Raw genomic sequence first — 18,895 nt, 5'->3', positions numbered from 1 at the left:
TCGTACTTCGTAATTGGTATTTACAATTTTACTCATTCTGGACGCAACGGACGGAGAACGCAAATTCGCCCTCATTAAGTTCACTTGGATCCGTATACTTTATCATTTCGGAATTATAGTTAACAGCAATACCCATGAGCGAACCATCGGAAGTCCAGAAGGCGGCATATTCACTTTCATCATCCGGAAGAGTTCCACAGTATGAGGTTTCCTCATAATAGTCATCCATGGGCATCCACAAAATTCCTGCAGGAACAGCACCAAAACCAAAGTCATCTGTTCCGCGAAGATAGCTATCCGCAACAGTCCGCCAGCCATCCTTGGATCTCAGCATCACATCAGTTTTGCCAAAACCATTTACTTCATATACAAGCTTATCCATTTCTGTCTTTGAGGGAACATGCCAGCCGACAGGGCAAAGAGAAGAATCCTTTGCAGCATTCATCGTATAGAGCAAGCCCCAGCCATCGCAAGATGAGGTATCACCGCAGTTGCAGAAACTTTTGCCATCAGCAACCTTATACTTCAAGTTCTCAGCCATCCAGACGCGGTCATTAATCTTTACCGTCTTATAGACGTTGCCATCACGTTCATCCGTCAATTGCCCGTAACTCACGCTAGAAGAGGAAATTTCCGCGGAAGAGGAAGAGTTCAATTCTTTTTGCCACTTGATGTTGCCTTCGCCCTTGACGCAGCGAACAGGAGCAGCTGCGCCATCAACCATGTACGTGCCTACATACGCAGATTTTCCATCGATGCAGAAAAAGTCATGACTAAACCAGGGAAGATTATCGCTGATTGACCCAGCCCAATAGCAAACTTCAAACGAGTCTTCGTAACCTGTAATGATTCTGTCCCGTTGATCTTCTACAGGCAACGCAGAGAAACCAAAAGCATTGATACCCATAGAGCCAACGGGCCATTCCTTTGACGTTTTCAGCAAATAGCCAGCATCCTTACTTCCATGAAGCATTTCACCGGACTCGTATCCCGTCACATAGGCAACAAGGGTCATCCACTCCTCTTTGGAAGGCAAGTGCCAACCGTCGGGACAAATTCCCTGCATGGGCAAGGCTACGCCACAATTTGTAAAGAAATCTTCCCCTGTCAAATTTTCAACAGAGCAATTCGTTCTTTTTGAGTCCAAAGCCTCATCGTAGGAGTAATAAAGTCCATTACCATTGCAATCTACGCCCTCGCCCACGGTACACCCATAACTTAGCTCTTCGTCGTAGATGTAATTCAGATTTTCAGCCATCCATGTTTGATTTCCGATTTCTACTGTCTTGTACGTTCTGCCATCGCGCGAATCCACAAAAGTTCCGTAATCGCCGGTATAGGTTTCCTTAGGTATTTCAGGAATGACAATATCAGAAGCATCATGTCCTTGCCCCATGACGCAGCGAACAGAGAAATCCTTGAAGAATTTTCTGTCTCCACTCCATAATTTGGCCCAACGACTCTCATGGCTCAGCTCTACATAAACCACGTCTCCATTATTTTTTACATCAGACGTTGCAAAGCGATTGTACGGGGATGGCAGCGCATTGAAGCCGTAGGCGTCGGTACCATTTCCAACACCATTCCATCCAGATGTGGATTTCAGTTTTTCTCCAGCTACAGAAGCGCCACCCACAAAATCAATCAGTGTTTCATATTCTTCAACAGAAGGCAAATGCCAACCCGCAGGGCAAATGCCCTGAACAGGCTTTGGAACAGGACAAGCACTAAACTCCTGGCCATCCACAATGAACTTGCCATTACCGCATCCCGTCGAGGAAGAATCCATTGCCTCCGCCCAGGAATATCCCGGATTTTTTTTAGAGCGGCCAAACTCTAAATTTTCAGCCATCCAAACCTGATCACCGATTTTTACAATCTTATAGACATGACCGTCACGAGAATCTGTAAACTCCCCTATTTTTCCATCGGCATCAAAACGCGCCGTATCAGGAACTACAGAAGACGAAGAAAGCTGCGACTCCAAAGAACTTGATACAACAGCCTCATCCGAGACGCTTGATGACGAAACATCATCAGCCGAAGACACGTCCTCCAGAGAAGAAGGATCTTCTTTATTCTCCGTAGCATTAGACGTAGCATCATCGGAGCAAGCCAACAAGGCTGCCACTACTGAAAACGGAATCAATATTTTAAGCACGTTCATAAAAAACCTCCAACCCCTTTTGTCTTTATATCACTTAATTTAACTTTTGTATCATGCAAAGTCAATAGTCGTGATACAAAAGTACAATAAAAAACCGCCGGTTTGTTCCGACGGTCTTTTTAGCGCTTACTAGCGCTCTTCGCGCGAAGCTTGCCTTACTTATAAAGCGGGTGCTTCTTGCAGAGTTCGATGATTTCCTGACGGATAGCCTTCAGGCCTTCTTCGTTGTCCTTGTTCTGGATGCAACGGTCGATGATCTGAGCAACCAAGCGGGAATCATTTTCGTCGAAGCCACGGGTAGTGATGGCTGCAGTGCCAAGACGTACGCCGGACGGATCCATGGGCTTACGAGTGTCGAACGGAATGGTAGAACGGCTGCAGGAGATGCCAACCTTTTCCATTGCGACTTCGGCATCCTTACCACCGATACCCTTGGAAGTCATGTCCACAACCATGAGGTGGTTGTCGGTACCATCGGAAATGATCTTGTAACCGAGCTTCATCAGTTCGTCGGCCATAGCCTTAGCGTTCTTGATGATGTTCTGGGCATAAGCCTGGAATTCCGGCTGGAGAGCTTCGAGGAATGCAACTGCCTTACCAGCGTTGATGTGGTCGTGGGGACCACCCTGCATACCCGGGAACAGACCTGCGTCGATTGCCTTGGGCAGGGAGACTTCCTTTTCTTCGCCCTTGACGATCTTCTTGATCATCTTGTCCTTGCACATGATGATTGCAGAACGGGGACCGCGGAGAGTCTTATGAGTGGTGGTGGTGACGATATCGAAGTAAGGAACCGGAGATTCGATAGCCTTACCAGCGATGAGGCCAGCAACGTGAGAAATGTCAGCCATGGTGAGAGCGCCAACTTCGTCGGCGATTTCCTTGAACTTCTTCCAGTCAAGGTTGCGGCTGTATGCAGAGAAGCCAGCGAGGATCATGCGGGGCTTTTCCTTAAGAGCGATTTCACGGACCTTGTCCATGTCGATGCGGCCAGTTTCCTTATCCACTTCGTACTGGACGAAGTTGTAGAGCATACCGGAGAAGTTCACCGGATGGCCGTGAGAAAGGTGTCCACCGTGGTCGAGCTTGAGGCCAAGGACCTTGTCACCCGGCTTGAGGACGCCCATGTAAACAGCAGCGTTTGCCGGAGAACCGGAAAGGGGCTGGATGTTTGCGTGGTCGCAACCAAAGAGCTGCTTGCAGCGTTCGATGGCGAGAGCTTCCATCTTGTCGATCACTTCGTTACCACCGTAGTAGCGCTTGCCAACGTAGCCTTCGCTGTACTTGTTGGTCAGCACGGAACCCATAGCTTCCATGACGGCCTTGGAGGTGTAGTTTTCGGAGGCGATCAGTTCGATGCCATATTCCTGACGTTCGGCTTCTTCCTGGATGATGTCGAAGATTGCCTTATCGGTCTGCTGCAGAGTAGATTTAAGCATTAGTAGCTCCTTTAAGATTACAAATTCAAAGATAGTATTTTAGGCCTACTTTTTAAAGATTTTTGCCGTTTTTTGCTCAAAATCGGCAATTCTCGGCAAACACACCACGTAACCCGTTGACAATCAACAAGTTACAGTTCGTAGATTTCGGAATACTTTGCTTCCAGATAATCCAAAAAGTCATCGGGCGTCAGTTCACGGCCCGTGATTTGACGGAGCCAATCCTTGGGGGCTTCGCGGTCAGCTCGGGTCCAGACGTTTTCCTTCATCCAGCCGTTGATTTTTGCGAAATCCCCGGAGCGGACTGCGGCGGGCAAGTCGAAGTTCGTGGCCATCTTGTTGTAATACATGGCATTGTACATGTTGCCGATGGCGTAGGTGGGGAAATAGCCGAATCCGCTGGTCCAGTGCACATCCTGGAGAATACCTTCCCTATCGTTTGCGGGACGGATGCCCAGGTACTCCTCGTACTTGTCGTTCCAAAGCTTGGGCAGGTCGGCGATGTTCACCGGGGTGCCGTCCGCATTTCCGTTCACGATCAGTTTCTCGATTTCGTAGCGGATGATGACGTGGAAGGTGTAGGTGAACTCATCGGCCTCGGTGCGGATAAAGCTGGGCGTTACGATGTTCATGGCCTCATAGAATTCCTGCTCAGTCACATCGCAGAAGACTTCCGGGAAAATTTCCTTGCACTTGGGGAAAATCAGGTGAATGAATTCCTTGCTACGGCCAATACGGTTTTCGTAGAAGCGGCTGGTGGACTCGTGCATGCCCATGGTCTTGTTGTACTCGATATAGTGGCTGAAGTTTTCCGCCGGCTGGTTCTGTTCGAACAGGGCGTGGCCACCTTCATGGATGATGCTGAACATGCTGGAGTAGAAAGCATTGGGATAGTAATGGGTTGTCACGCGGACGTCATTTTGTCCCGGTTCCGTTGTAAAAGGATGTTCTGCAGTAGAAAATGCTCCACGACTGAAGTCAAAGCCCATCAGTTCCAGCAGATACTGGGCCATTTTCTTCTGAGCCTCGTCTGTTACAGGGCGGCTCATGAAGTCAGTACGAATCTTCTTTGGACTTGCCATGATGCGTTTGAGAAGCGGCACCAGGCGTTCCTTGCAGCGGTTGAAGACAGCATCGAGATCGGCACAGGTAAGGCCCCGTTCGTAACCGTCGAAGATGGTATCGTAGGGGGTCTCCTTGCGGTCATCGTTCAAGGATTCGGCCTGGAGCTGCGCTTCGCGGACCTCGCCCAGGGACTTTTCAAATAAACTGAAGTCGGCAGCCTTCTTGGCGTTGATCCAGTTGACGAAGGCGCGGTTGTAGACCTGAGAGTGTTCCAGTTGCATCTCGGCAGAAATGTTCTTTTCTCGGGCAAAATCACGATGAAGACTTTCTGCAAGGGCACAGTCGAACTCCGCAGCAGTTTCGTCGCCGCACACTTCGGCGGTCAGCTCTCCCCTATGATCGTAAATGAATTGGCAGGCTTCAATGTATGCAGAGTCCTTCGTCAAGGCAAAAGCCTTGTTGGAAAGAAATGCGGCAATATTGCCCTGTTCTTCCATACCGGCAGAAGGACAAATGGTCTGCTGGTCAAAATTCAGGACAGAGGAAGCCTGGTTATAGGTTCTTACTTCCTTAAGGGTCCGCTTAACAAGTTCAAGAGCTTCCTTCAATTTTTCAGACATATTCCACCTGGCAATCAGCCTTTTTAAAAAGGGTTAAACAAATAAAGCATGCAAAAAGCATGCCACAACGAAGATTCTATTTCGTCTGTTCGGAATTTTTCTTTTCCGCCGCTGCATCCGCCACCTTTCCTAGCCTAGCAGCCAAATTTCGAGTAGCTTCCATTTCATCAAAAGGCGCAGGAGCTGGTTCCGATCCCTCGCTATTTCGAGAATTGAAAATCTTGGCAAGCAAGATAAACACAAAAATGTAAAGGCCCATGGCCGCCAGCACACCCAAAAGTTCCGAGCCACTCATGGCGGCAACTTTGATATAGGCAATAATGGAAAAAGGCATCGCCAACATCAGAATAAAGGCAGGTAGTTTTTGTTTCATGCAACGAATTATAAAAAAAACGCCCCACTCCGTGGGGACGTTCCTTATTACCTTAGGACAACTATCGTGGACCAGCCAGCTTTTTTACTTTCCAAGCAAGCCCAGCATCAGCCGATTCTGCCTCATAGGAATAGTCAGGCTTGTATCCGTTAGCATCACCTAGAATGGGATCGCTGACAACAGCATTCCAGTTGTCCACCATTTTTACAAAACCTACGGTAGAGTCTATCGCAACACCCTTGTCATCCCAAAGGCGATAGAGGGACACCGTATTGTCGATGTTAAAGACATTACGTTCAATGTAGCAACGGGCAGAATCAGTACATTCCACGCCATAGTGTGCCAAGTCCATAAAGAAGTTATTATAGGCGTGCAGAGTGCCGGCTCGTGCAAAGGCAGCAGACCAATCCATATTGGCAAAGTAGTTATGGTGCATGGTCATGGTCTGTTCCGATTCCTTAAAGGATTCCGGAGGAAGGCCAAAGAGAATGCCAGTCTGAGCATTTTCAAAACGGGACCAGGAAACCGTTACGGAATGAGAGCCACGCTTGACATCCAGTTCTACCAGAGGATATTCCTCAAAGGTGCAATGGTCGATCCATACATGGTGTGTCCCATTATGAATAGACAATGCTCTGCGTGAACTGGTATCCTTGGTTGCAATTGTCGGGGCAGTAAAGGTCAAATTCTCGAAAATCAGGTTCTCAGAGACATCGGTCAGAACTCCCATGCCAGTAATACGGATATCGCGACCGCGACCATCGATAGTCTTGTTGGATTTCATTCTCAAGGGCGTGCTAAGGTTGTAGACACCACTCTTTTCAAAGATAATCCACGAAGCGGTATCCCTATAAGCACAGTCTCTAAGGGATCCCGGAGCAATGATGGCGGTAGTTGCAGCATTTCCAAGGGAATCTACGTTGGTGGTATCTTCCACAATGATATAGTCGTCCGTAGTGGTCACCACACAGATTTCACCCGTGATTTCCTTTTCGTCTAGAAGGCCTGCGCCACCTCGAGTACCAACGCCATATCCAACAAGTTCTTTTAACAGAGCATCGTGATCCTTCCAATCCTTGGGATAGTCAGAAGCCAGTTCATCTTCAACTGTAGCAACAGAAGACAGAGATTCTTCATTGATTCCGCCAAGGAACACATCGTCCAGGAAGAGGGTATCGCCCTTCCCTACCCTAAAGTCGATTCTGCTAACCTTGACATTCTTGAGGGAAGCCTTTCCATAAGGTTTCATCTTGGAGATGTCGATAGAATAGCCTTCCCATACCTTGGACAATTCTACTTCGTACTCAAAGCCATTTTCAGAAGCATCGTCGGTACTGCCATAGGCCAGGGAAACACGGAGGGTTCCAGAACCGCGTGCAGAGAACATCAGGGTTTCAAGACCAGGCAGTGCATATTCCGTTTCGAAACCGCCCAGCAGGAATCCTAAACGGTTCGTTGTGCGGGCACATCCACCAGATGCACAGCCATCGCTGCCGGAATAGGTTCGAGTCAAGGTTTCGTCCCACAGGGGCATAATGTTCTTGCCGTCGGCATCCAAAGTATACCACCAGCCATCTCCAAGGATTTCGCCCGTAGCAGAAATTCCGCTAAAGCGTTCAAAGTCCTCTACGGCAAAGCCGCGGGGCTTACCCAAGTTGACCTCCGGAACAGTCTCGCCAGCAGTAGCGGAAAGTTTAACCGTACCGCGGTTGGAACGGCTTTCGATTACCAGGTCAAAATTTCCAGCAGGAAGATTATCCACCACGAAATGTCCGGAACTGTCGGGAACCACAAAGCGCTCCAGGCCCGGAATACGGATGACTGAGGGGCCCTGCCCCGGTGTCACATAGCCTTCAATACGGGTAAGGCTGTCTAGCTGCAGTGTATCTACAGCTCGAGCAACCGCCGAATCCAAGACAACAGAGAAAACAGCACCGGAAACGTCCTTGGACTCATCAGAATTGCGGGCTTCCACCATATAGGCACCCGGTTCCATGTCATTGAACTCAACAAAGCCGGATTCATCAGCCACAGTCCATTCCGCAGACTGCAAACCATCAGCAAGATAGCCTTCGGGCAGGGCGCGTACACGGGCATTTGCAGCCGCCGTACCATCAGCCAGTCGAACCTGCAGGGCGATGGTAGACTCGGCCTCGGTTCCTCCGGCAGCAGTCTTGCTGTTTTCGGAACAGGCTGAAAGCATCAGCAAGGAAACAAGGGACGCAGATGCCAATTGAAGCATTTTCATCTTAGCCATTGTTCACCTCCTCCGGCAATTCCTGGACCGGCTCGTTGCCAGAGCCATTGACTGCGCGGCCTTCCCCGTCTTTTATTTCTGCACCGCGAATACGGCGTTTACGTCCTCGGCGCTGAGGAGGAGGATAGGGGTCGGACAACGGGAACAACTGCATGCCCAGTTGAAAAACACGATTGGGCTTTTGACACTGCCCTACCTTTGCCAGGACCTCGCGACGGAAACGGCGAACCATTTCGACAAGTTCCTTATAGGTATCTTCGTTGCAACCAAAAGCCAAAGTGGAAAGATTGCGTTCGTCACGTTCAAATCGGTCTATGGCAGTTTGAGCAACCTTCAAATTCTGCTGGATGTAGGAATTCACGGCGGTACTGTAAGATTCCGTACCGCTGGAAATCAAGCCTTGGGTCTGTTCATAAAAACCGGTCTGCTCGTTCTTCTTGATCATATTCAAGCGTTCAAGAAGGGCAATGGAAGACTTGACCTGGCTGGCGGTAATAGGCGGACGCACCATCAAACCGAGGGCGGCATCGTCTCCCACATAGGGGTAGAAAGTCACCAATTCACGAATTACCGCATGGTACCAGTTATCGAAGTACTCGAACTGGTCCTTGGCCACATTTTCAACCTTGCATTCCTTAGTTGCAACCAGCTTTTCTAGGTACTGGCGGCTTTCAGAATGGTTCTTGGCCTGGTTGAAGGCCACCATGTCAGCAAAATACTTTTTCTCACGATCATCATTACAAAAAATATCTGCAAAAACCGACACAAGTCGAGGCGTCAGATTACGCTTGCCTTGCAGAATCTTATTGAACATAGATGCATCAAAGTCGGCCTTCTCTGCAATATAGCGGTGGCTAAAGCGCCAATCGCCAGCATGGCGTTCTTCGTAAGCGTCTTTCAAGAAATCACGGTAGTTCAGATATTCAAATAAATTAATCATCGTGCAATAAATATTTACAGGTAAATTATACCCCTACAATATAGCTAAAAGTCCACACTTTGAGACAAATTTTTGTCCACATTTTTTAATACACGGTCTTTTTCCGTGTAAAAAGTGTTTTGAATCAAAAAAACTCAAGGAATTTCACCCTGAGTTTTATTTTTCCAAACTACTTAGTCTTGAAATATCGACCGTGAGCCTGCTTGGAACCAGAAACGGTTCGTCCTAAAAGATTCACAGAACGACCTTGTTTCAGGTTTTCGTATTGCGGCACATAACGCCTTACTATGGCAGTGACAGAATCATCACTACTGGAACTGCTACCAGGGGCAATTTCGACTTCGGAGCTGCTGGAACTACTGGATTCCACCGGAGTTTCCTCAGGTTCAGCGCCAATGCGATAAACGTCCTTGATGTCAAAGCCGATCATGTCCACATTGGGGCCACCATCAGAAGTAAGGGAGGTCATGATCAAGTCGAAATCGCAGGCATCCAGCCATACATCATCCACATAGACCGTGTCCCACTTATCCCAGGAACCGCTAGGCGGGAATTCCACTTCGTAAGTCTTGGCGTCTACCTTGACGCTCATCTTGCTTGCAGTTGTTTTACCGTTGCAGTAACGGATAAACATTCTTGCATTGGAAGCGGACTGATAAGAGGTCATCTTGTAGGTTGCGTAGGAGCCAATTCGGTTGTCAAAGTTAAAGAAGCCCTTGCCTTCGAAGCCGACATGGTTTGCTTCGGTCCAACCCTGACTATCTTCACCAATGTTCGGATAAGACATATCGCTGACACTAGGCCAATCTGCCGTACCCTTCAGAATTTCAAACCGGACTACCTCACTGCTGCTAGAAGAAGGCCCTACGTCACCGGCGCTAGAGCTAGAGCCAGGATTCGGCGTATTTTCCGCACCATGAGCGGTCGTAACACACTGGGCACCACCTTCAAAAATTGCCGTGTAAGTGATGTCGCGATACGGCATGGCCACCTTATAGTAGTTGGAGTCGGCAGTCACCTTATTGCAGTCATCGTCGGCCCAATACTGGAACCTCTTGCCGAAACTGCCCGGAGAAACATGAAGATTCAAGGCTGCACCACCCGGCAGATACTGATTGTGAGTAATAAGGCCACTACCGGAAATGTTTGCCTTTACGGTCAACTTGAAAGTCGGCTTGAGTGTTCCGACCAAGGTCGTCAAGGCAGCCTTTTCGGAAGCGTTCACGCTGGAATTGTTCAAGTTCTCGCGCAGGCCTTCCGCAATCATCTGGGCATGCACCACAGAGCCTGTTTCCTGGAAATGGGTGGTTCCGTCGTTGGTTACGCCAGCGGGATAATTGGGATATTCACCCGGCAGGAACATCTTGAAGATGTAGCGGGAAATATAGGCGGAACTGAGCTGCTTATACAGATTGTAAGTCTTGGTGGTAAGATCGACAAAGGGAACGCCGTTCTTCTTGGCAACTTCAGCAATCTTATCCTTTACAGGATATTCCTTACCCTTGTGAGACGCATCGGTAAGATTGTTGTCAAACACATTACGCGGGTAAGTATTCAGCATCAGAGGGCTCATGAGCACAATGTGAGCCCCCTTGCTCTTGGCACCATCAACGTACTTCTGGAACCAGTAGGCACTGGAGTCAATGGGAACGTAGCGGTCGGCCTTGGAGTAGTCGCGGTCGTTGGTGCCCATCTGCACGAAGATGTAGTCGCCGGGCTGAGTGTTGTTCAGCACTTCGGTCAGGCGACCATCGTTGATGAAAGACTTGGAGCTGCGGCCGCCAATGGCGTAGTTGATGACCTTTACACGGGAATCATCAAAGAAGGGAGCGAGAACCTGGCCCCAACCTGTTTGCGGATAGGCACTTTCCTTGTAATTACAAACAGTAGAGTCGCCAATCACGTGAATGGTAAATGACGTAGAGTCACTGATTGCAACGCCAGTAAATACGGCTGCAGCTACAATAAATTTTGCGGCATTAGCGAACTTCATACTCAACCTACTTTGTCTTGACCAAGGTGCGGTTCATCATCTGATTGCCCTTACGGACAATTACTCGATAAAGGCCAGAGCCCTTAATCATGGAAGCGATCTGCTGCTGCGGGAATTCAACGCCCATAGTCATCTGAGTTCTAAGAACCTGCTTGCCAGACATATCAAACACACGAATGTCTGCCAAGCCCGCCTGATTCAGCAACAAGGAATTGGCATGCACAAAGGTTGTCGTATCGCCAGTGGAATCCGTTGGCTGTTCCGGAGTTTCGGGAACTTCAGGAGTCTCCGGAGTTTCAGGATCCTTCGGAGCAGAGGCTTCAATGCACTTCTCGTCGCCTGCACGGCAGACACCTTCAAGGCTAAAGCCGAATGCGTCGATATTGGGTGCGCCATCAGAGGTGATGGACATAAGCTTCAGTTCAGCTTCACCCGCGGGAGCATCGAGAACAACATAAGCGGTATCCCATTTGTCCCAGCCTCCGGTAGGAGGTGCACTCACATAGTAATCGTGATCCAGATACGCATTGAACATACGGTCTGTGTTGCCACCGTTTGCATAGCGAACTGCCAAAGTGGTATAGCCCGCACCTGGGAAGTTCACCTTATAGGTTGCAAAAGACTTATTCGAATTGTCAAAATTATAGAAGCCATCACCTGTAAATCCAGCATTATTGCTTTCAGTCCAACCAACGCCCTGATCATCGGGTTTAGCAGCATCAAAGAATTTCTTGATATTCTTGTCAACGGCAACAGAAGTTTCCGTTGTACCACCAATGGGGGTAAAGGGTTCAAAGGTCACATCAGCAAGGCTCTTGGGTGTGGTTGTAGGGAATGCTGTCAAAGCCTTGCCATCACCAGTGTACTTTTGAGCGGTACCGCCTTCATAAACTGCAGTATACTGCGTAGACTTATTGCCCATCTTAAAGGTGTAAATGTACGGAGACTTTACTGTAGAAACGGCATTGCCGCTGACCTTATTTCCATTGCCATCGTACCAGCCAAGGAACTTCTTGCCAGACTTAGGAATGGTTTTCAGCATCACAGTCATGCCCTCAGGATAGTAGGCTCCGATAGAAGTTGCTTCAGCAGCACCTTCGGGAGAAACCTTAACGTCCACCTGATACATGGGAGCCATGTAGTCGCCCAACTTCTTGACCATAGGATCCTTATTGGCGCGCATCTGTTCGGTAATGATACGACCAAAGGCATTAGCACCATTCATCTGCAAATGAACCTGGTCAGCCTGGTCACTACCCAAATTGCTGTATTCATCCCTAGTTGCATAGTTGAAGATAAACTGGGCGGCATACTGTTCACCAACGGAAATCATGTAGTTGGCAACCATTTCACTCATGTCAATGAACGGAACATCCAGTTCCTCGGACAGTTTCTGGTTCAAAGCCGGATAGCCACGATAACTATTATGGATTGCGGTCGGAGAATCGTAGTAGAGACGGCGAATCGGGCTCATAATAATGGGATAGGCGCCCTTAGCCCTGGCTTCTGCCACCAGCTTTCTCATGTTGGATGCAAAGAAATCTTCGGTACTGTAGCTGACATCGTTGATACCAAACTGGATAACCACATAATCGCCAGCCTGGACCTTATCGACAATACAATTGCTGCCAGATGTGCAACCATGCTTCCAGAACATATCATAGTAACCCACGGCTGTATTGCCCTTCTTGTCAAGGCCACCACCACCAAGGGACATACCGCCCTGGCCGCGATTTACAACGACAGCCTTATCAAACCAGAAATGGAAATCCTGGCCCTGGCCCTGCTTAGGGTAATAACCGGAAGCCCAGTCCTGCATGGTAGAATCACCAAGCATGTAGATGGTTACACCAGCGTAGGTAGCTGGAGCCACAAGCAAAGATCCAGCGACAATACCCTGCCAAAACTTATTGAAGAAATTCTTTTTCATACCGAACACTCAAAAAAATGATTTCAACTTAAGCAAAGAAATACCGCGCAGTTTCCTACGCGGATTTCATTTATCCCTATTTCTTGATTGTAAACACGTTCTTGGCAACAGCCTTTCCATTGACCTTGACGCGGACAATATACTTGCCCTGAGGCAGCATTTCCTGATCGATAACCACAGAATTCATTCCAACAGAAACGCTCTTGTAGATGCTTCCCACCAGCTGGCCACGCATATCGAAGATGGTCACTTCGGCGGAACCTGCCAAATTGGTTCGGAGCATGCCGGTTGCAGGGTTGTAAGAATTAAATCCAGCAACAGCGGGTACACCCATAATAGCCGTCGGATCGGAATTTTCCGTGGAATCCTTCGGGGTTTCGGTAGAGTCCTTCGGAGTTTCAGGATCCTTTACTTCGGGAACCTTCTGGTCGGCATAGATTTCAATGCCATCCATAGCGAAAGTAAACTGGTCTACATTGGGGCCGCCATCGGAAGTCATGGAAGTAAGCTTGATTGTATTCTTGCCAGCCTTCAGGGCTACATCTACAGAAACTTCCTTATAAGTGGTCCAGCCAGTAGCAGCAAATTCAACAACACCTGCAGACTTACCGTTCACGGAGAGAGCCATATTGCGGTTTGCCGTACCGCCGTTAGCAAAGCGGATGGTCAAAGTGGTCTTGGCATCCTTCGGAGAGAAGATTTCCCACACACCGTAACTGGAAATAGAATTTGCGAAATTGAAGAAACCATCCTGTTCGAAGCCCACATTGTCAGTCTGGCATACAAAGCCATCGAATTCTACAGGCTTGCAAATTTCCAAGGAAGACTTGCCATCCTTAACAACCGGATAGTCAGCAGTTTCGTCGGGAACAGAAACAATGGGCTCGCCCACCATCTGGATTTCGGGCTGTTTCAGGTTCTTGACCATATCCGGCAGGTAGTAACCGAGGTGCGGCGGCTGGTTGTAAGCCGTGTTCTGCCAGGCGATTGCAGTACGGTAAACCGGATCGTGCATCAGAGTGTAAACGCGATGAGGAGAGGTCACCGGAGTAGACACAATGTACAGGGTGGTAGGATCGCCATCCTTACGGAGCACCATTTCTTCGCGCCAGTCACCGAAGAGGTCGGCCACCAGGGACGGAGTATTCTTGGTGCCGTTGCAGCCGGCGGCCTTCAAGGCGCCCGGACCATCGAAATAGACATTAGCCTTCTTCGCAATGGGATCGTACTTGGTCACATAGCCGCCATCCAGCAGTTCATCGTATGCGTCGCCATCGAAGTAGATGCGGAAATTCTGAGCAAGAGCGGGAGTTCCCAGGACTTCACCCTTGATGGTGTGAAGTCCACCGCCCTTAGCAGACCAGAATTCATAGCCGCGATGAGTGGAGTCGATATCGGCAGCAATACCGCGGCCGTTATCGTTACCGCCCTGAGGACTACAATGAAGGAACTTTCCGTCCTTATCGCGAAGGTCGTCGGTGCACTTTGCTGTGGTATGTTCCTGGACACCGAAGAATTCAAGGCCCGGGATATCCGGATCCAGGTCGCCCAAGTGGCCAGCGTCGCCATGGCCAAGGCCAGTGCGGTAGCGCAAGGTACCGTCGTGATTCAGGGATGCAGCACCAAAGACAATTTCATCGAAACCATCACCATCGATATCACCGGTGGTAATGTTGTGGTTACCTTCTTCGTAAAGGCCCTGACCCGGAGTTTCGGACTTGTGGTACCAGCGCTGCTTTAATGTGGTTCCATCAAAGTCGTAGGCAACAACATAGGAAGAAGTGTAATAACCGCGAGCAAAGATTGCGCTAGGATGAACGCCATCCAGATAGGCGGTTGCAGCAATGTAACGTTCACTACGGTTACCGTAGTTATCGCCCCAGTAACCGGCACCGTTCTTGCCCTTTTCGGACTTCAAGATATTGCGGGGAGGAACGAAATTAATGGTACTAATGGCAGCACCATCGACACCGCGGAAAACAGTCAGGAATTCGTTTCCAGTAAGAACCAAGCCGTTACCATCGCGATAAACCTTGGACTTGTCGCCAATGGCCTTGCCCTTGCCGTCGATAGTTCCATCGGAAGTCTTCACGATCATCTCAGCCTTGCCGTCGCCATCGTAGTCAAAGACCTGGAACTGGGTATAATGAGCGCCCGCACGGATGTTCGGTCCAAGATCGATGCGCCACAGACGGGTGCCATCCAACTTGTAGGCATCAATAAATACGGTGCCCGTATAGCCGGTCTGAGAGTTATCGTGGGCGTTAGAGGGATCCCACTTCAAGATAATTTCGTATTCGCCGTCGCCATCCAGGTCGGCAGCGCTTGCGTCGTTAGGAGTATAAGTGCAAACTTCACCATTGGGCATGGTCTGATTTGCAGGAGGCTGCAGCTTGATGGTCTTGTAAGGGACAGAAAGACCTGTATTTGCGACAGTCTGGTCAAGAACCACAGAAACATCGGACTTGGAGCCTTCCTTGCCATCAACCACGGCAGAAACTGCATACTTGGAGGTTGTCTTGCCGGATTTGTCGAGATAGTTGGTACCTTCGTTACCCTTGATAGTTGCAATTTTTGCACCATCGCGATAAAGATTGAATTCGGTGGCGGGATCTTCGACACCAAGAAGACGCCAGCTTACCAACACACCCTGGCCCACATTGGACACCAGGAGGCCACGGCTAAGATTTTCCATCTGCTTAGGGGCAGCGTAAACGGAGGTTGCCACGCCAGCAGCAAGACCGAAGGCTAAAACAGACCTAAAACAACTAAATTTCGCACCCATAACACGCTCCTTATCACGTTCGTTAAAACGGGGATATATTTACACCATTATAATGTATATATATACCGCAAAAAACGACCAAAAATTCAAGCTCAAATCGTTGACATTTTATCCATAGAAAAGCTTTCAAGACCCTCTATTTTTCCGCAAAAAAAACGTTTTTCAACATCAGAATATGAATTTACGCAAAATCAAGCACAATTTCAGCCATTAGGAAAATGTTGACTTTTTTTACCCAATTCACATAGATTCATATTCCAAGTTGGACGATACATTAACTAGGGGTTTGACATTCTAGTTTGAGCCACCAGTCGACCGTTCAGCCTAACCTTCACAAAGAAAACTCCCTTAGGCAGCATATCAGTCTGAGCCTTGAAAACCGACTCGCCGGCAGGAACGTAGGCTGAGTGCCCCACTCGCATATTGCCCTGCATATCGAAGTAGTAGATTTCAGCAAAGCCCGCCTCACGAACGTTCAGCACTCCGGTTACGGCGTTGTAACTATTGAAACCGACAACCTTCGCCACATTCTGAACTGCGGAGGGATCCTCACCATTTTCTTCCTCAAACTTCACTTTGCCGGATTCATAGTCGCTATAGAGGCAAATGTCGGCCTTGTCAAAGTAGAGCATGTCCACATTGGCACCGCCATCAGCGGTAATAGAGGAAAGGGTCAGAACATTCTTGCCTTCGACAAGCATCACCTTTACATCCACGGTTTCCCAAGTGGTCCAGGCACCGGTCATGTCCATCTTCACTTCGCCAACTTTTTCTCCGTTGACAGTAAGATTCATGTTGCGTTCAGCCTTGCCGCCATTAGCATAGCGGATAGTCAAGGTAGCTTCTGTAGCGGACTTGGAATAGATATTCCATGTACCGAAGCTTTCTGTACTATTGTCGAAGTTGTAATAGCCCTTTTCCTGCCAGCCGGCGTTGGTATTTTCAAAGACACCTGCGCCTTCATCCGGAGCGGAAGCGTCCAAAGCGGTGACGTAAGTCTTGCTGGAGCTGGACACGGCGGGAGTTTCGCTGGAGCTGGAAGCCGGAACAACGCTGGAAGAAGACTCGGCCGGAGTGACAGAAGAGCTAGAAACAGCGGGAGTCACGGAACTGCTAGAGCTATTCGGGTAAACCACAGCGCCACCCTTGCCAACGGTATAAAGGCTGGGCTGCTTCAGGTTCTTGCCCACGTTATCCGGCAGGTAATAGCTCAGGTGTGGCGGCTGGTTGTAAGCCACATTCTGCCAAGCAATGCCCAGACGGTACTGGGAATCATGCATCAAGGTATAGACGCGATGAGGAGAAGTCACCGCAGTGGAGAAAATGATGATCTTGTTCTGGTCGGAGCCGGAACGGGTAATCAGTTCTTCGCGCCAGTCGCCCAGAATATCCGCCACCAGACAGGGATTAGCCTTGGTGTAGTTGTTCAGGCTGGAGCCTTCCACATTGTAGAAACTGAAGTAGCGGTCAATGCCCTTGGAGCTTTGATTCCACTTGTCGATTTTTCCACCGGTGTTGTAGGCGTAAGTGCCTGCCTTGGGAGAACCCACGGCGTCCAGCAATTCGTCCTGAAGATCGCCGTCAAAGTAGATGCGGAAATTCTGGGACGGGAGGACGTCCCAAAGTTTTTTGCCGGTGGCGCTATAAATGGCACCGCTGGCGTAGCTCCACATTTCAAAACCGCGGTTGGTGGAATCCAAATCTGCAGCCAGACCGCGACCGTTGTCGCCACCGGTCTGCTTGGTGCCCCAGATAATCTTGCCGCCTTCGGCGGTATGAAGTTCATCGCTGTAAGCAGCGTTAGTTTCTTCGTGAACGTCCCAAACTTCAAGACCCGGGCGATCCGGATCCATGTCGGACACGTGCATGGCGTCACCATGACCAAGGCCCGTGCGATACATAAAAGTACCGTCGTGATCCAAAGCGCCTGCGCCCCAGATAATTTCGTCCTTGCCGTCGTTGTCTACATCGGCGATGCTCAGGTTGTGATTGCCCTGACCGTAAAGCCCCTGACCAGCAGTCGATGCAGAATACTGCCACTTGGTGTTCAGCTTCTTGCCATCGAAATCGTAGGCGGCAACGTACGCCTCGGTATAGTAGCCGCGGGAAGTAATCAAGCTGGGATGAACTCCATCCAAGTAAGCAACAGCGGCCAGCATACGGTTGTCGCGGTTACCGTAATTGTCACCGGAAATCTTGCCGCGAGCAGGCCAGAAGTTGACAGTATTGATGGCTGCACCTGTAGTGCCGTTGAAAATCGTCAAGAATTCATTACCGCTCATGATGGTACCGCTACCCGTGCGGTAATCCTTGGAGGCGTCGCCGATGACCTTACCGGTTCCATCTACGGTGCCGTCGCTAGTCTTCATGGCGATTTCAGAAACACCGTCGCCGTCGAAGTCAAAGACCATGAACTGGGTATAGTGCGCGCCGGCACGAATGTTCTTGCCCAGGTCGATACGCCACAGGCGGGTTCCATCCAGCTTGACGCCGTCGATGAAAACGCTGCCGGAGTAACCGGAGTTGGCGTTATCCTTAGAATTGTTCGGGTCCCACTTGATCACCAGATCCAGCGTGCCGTCGCCGTCCAGGTCGCCAGTGCTCATGTCGTTAATGCTGTAGACGCAAGTGCTGCCGTCGGGCATTGTCTGGTTGGCGGGAGCTGCAGCCTTCAGGTTCAGAACCTTGTAGGGGAAGGAAATCTTGCTGTTCCCGTCCTTGTAAGTCTGGTCATAAACCAGGGAAAGGCCTTCCTGAGTTCCTTCCACACCGTTCACTACTGCGGCAACGGTATACTTAGATGTTGCGGTGCCCTTGGCATCCAGGTAATTGGTCGGTTCAGAGCCGCCAATGGTGGCAATTTTCGTTCCGTCGCGATAGAGGTTGAAAGCGGTGGTGGGCGCATCTGTACCCAAAAGACGCCAGCTCACCAGCATACCGTTACCCACGTTGGCCGAAACTAGGCCGCGGTTAAGATTTTCCATCTGACGGGCGGCGGCATTTGCCTGAGCAGCCAAGCCAAGGCCCAAACCAAAGGCCATTACAGCCTTCATCAATCCAAAACCCATAAACACACTCCTTAAGGTTTCCCTTAAATTACATTCACATCCTAAAGAGCGAAAAGAATCAATAAACAACCCGTAGTCCACAGACAACACAGCTCTATTAACTCACTTACGTTCTTCATGGTTCTAAATCTACATTTATTTTTATTAAAAGTCAACATTTTTGACGCATTTTTACAAAATTCAAGATAAATAAAAGCTTTCAAACGTTTAGAAAGTCTACATTTTGGCTAAAAAACGGTCAAAAAGAGCATTTTTCAT

General features: G+C 49.3%; 10 protein-coding genes. All 10 read right to left on the bottom strand.

What is annotated here, in order from left to right; all coding sequences use genetic code 11:
* Nucleotides 1–28: 28 nt before the first annotated feature.
* Entirely contained in the window at nucleotides 29–2,167 is a 2,139-nt protein-coding gene (locus tag MJZ26_05165) for a hypothetical protein (GenBank protein ID MCQ2105165.1), read from the bottom strand.
* 155 nt (nucleotides 2,168–2,322) lie between these two features.
* Nucleotides 2,323–3,606, bottom strand: a complete 1,284-nt coding sequence (locus tag MJZ26_05160; GenBank protein MCQ2105164.1) for a serine hydroxymethyltransferase — start codon at nucleotides 3,604–3,606, stop codon at nucleotides 2,323–2,325.
* 131 nt (nucleotides 3,607–3,737) lie between these two features.
* Nucleotides 3,738–5,291 (bottom strand): carboxypeptidase M32, encoded by a 1,554-nt coding sequence (locus MJZ26_05155; GenBank protein MCQ2105163.1) that lies wholly within the window; start codon nucleotides 5,289–5,291, stop codon nucleotides 3,738–3,740.
* A gap of 76 nt (nucleotides 5,292–5,367) precedes the next feature.
* Nucleotides 5,368–5,664, bottom strand: a complete 297-nt coding sequence (locus tag MJZ26_05150) for a hypothetical protein (GenBank protein MCQ2105162.1) — start codon at nucleotides 5,662–5,664, stop codon at nucleotides 5,368–5,370.
* Between the two features lie 61 nt (nucleotides 5,665–5,725).
* Complete coding sequence (locus MJZ26_05145; GenBank protein ID MCQ2105161.1) at nucleotides 5,726–7,921, bottom strand: right-handed parallel beta-helix repeat-containing protein; 2,196 nt, start codon at nucleotides 7,919–7,921, stop codon at nucleotides 5,726–5,728.
* Nucleotides 7,914–8,861 carry a TIGR02147 family protein gene (locus MJZ26_05140; GenBank protein ID MCQ2105160.1) on the bottom strand — a complete coding sequence of 316 codons (948 nt, stop codon included), beginning with the start codon at nucleotides 8,859–8,861 and terminating at the stop codon, nucleotides 7,914–7,916. Before MJZ26_05140 ends, MJZ26_05145 begins: the two co-directional genes overlap by 8 nt.
* A gap of 169 nt (nucleotides 8,862–9,030) precedes the next feature.
* On the bottom strand, nucleotides 9,031–10,854 hold the full coding sequence (locus tag MJZ26_05135) for a GDSL-type esterase/lipase family protein (GenBank protein MCQ2105159.1): 1,824 nt from the start codon (nucleotides 10,852–10,854) through the stop codon (nucleotides 9,031–9,033).
* Between the two features lie 7 nt (nucleotides 10,855–10,861).
* The gene (locus MJZ26_05130) at nucleotides 10,862–12,784 is read right to left on the bottom strand and encodes a GDSL-type esterase/lipase family protein (GenBank protein MCQ2105158.1); all 1,923 of its coding nucleotides are present in this window, start codon (nucleotides 12,782–12,784) and stop codon (nucleotides 10,862–10,864) included.
* A 76-nt stretch (nucleotides 12,785–12,860) separates the two neighbouring features.
* Nucleotides 12,861–15,569: a T9SS type A sorting domain-containing protein gene (locus MJZ26_05125; protein ID MCQ2105157.1), complete on the bottom strand. Its 2,709-nt coding sequence runs from the start codon at nucleotides 15,567–15,569 to the stop codon at nucleotides 12,861–12,863.
* Between the two features lie 278 nt (nucleotides 15,570–15,847).
* A complete protein-coding gene (locus MJZ26_05120) occupies nucleotides 15,848–18,637 on the bottom strand; it encodes a DUF5010 C-terminal domain-containing protein (GenBank protein MCQ2105156.1) in 2,790 nt (929 codons plus the stop codon).
* Between the last annotated feature and the right edge of the window lie 258 nt (nucleotides 18,638–18,895).

This window comes from Fibrobacter sp., assembly GCA_024398965.1.
Classification (GTDB): Bacteria; Fibrobacterota; Fibrobacteria; order Fibrobacterales; family Fibrobacteraceae; genus Fibrobacter.
This window is presented reverse-complemented; position numbering and strand designations above follow the sequence as displayed.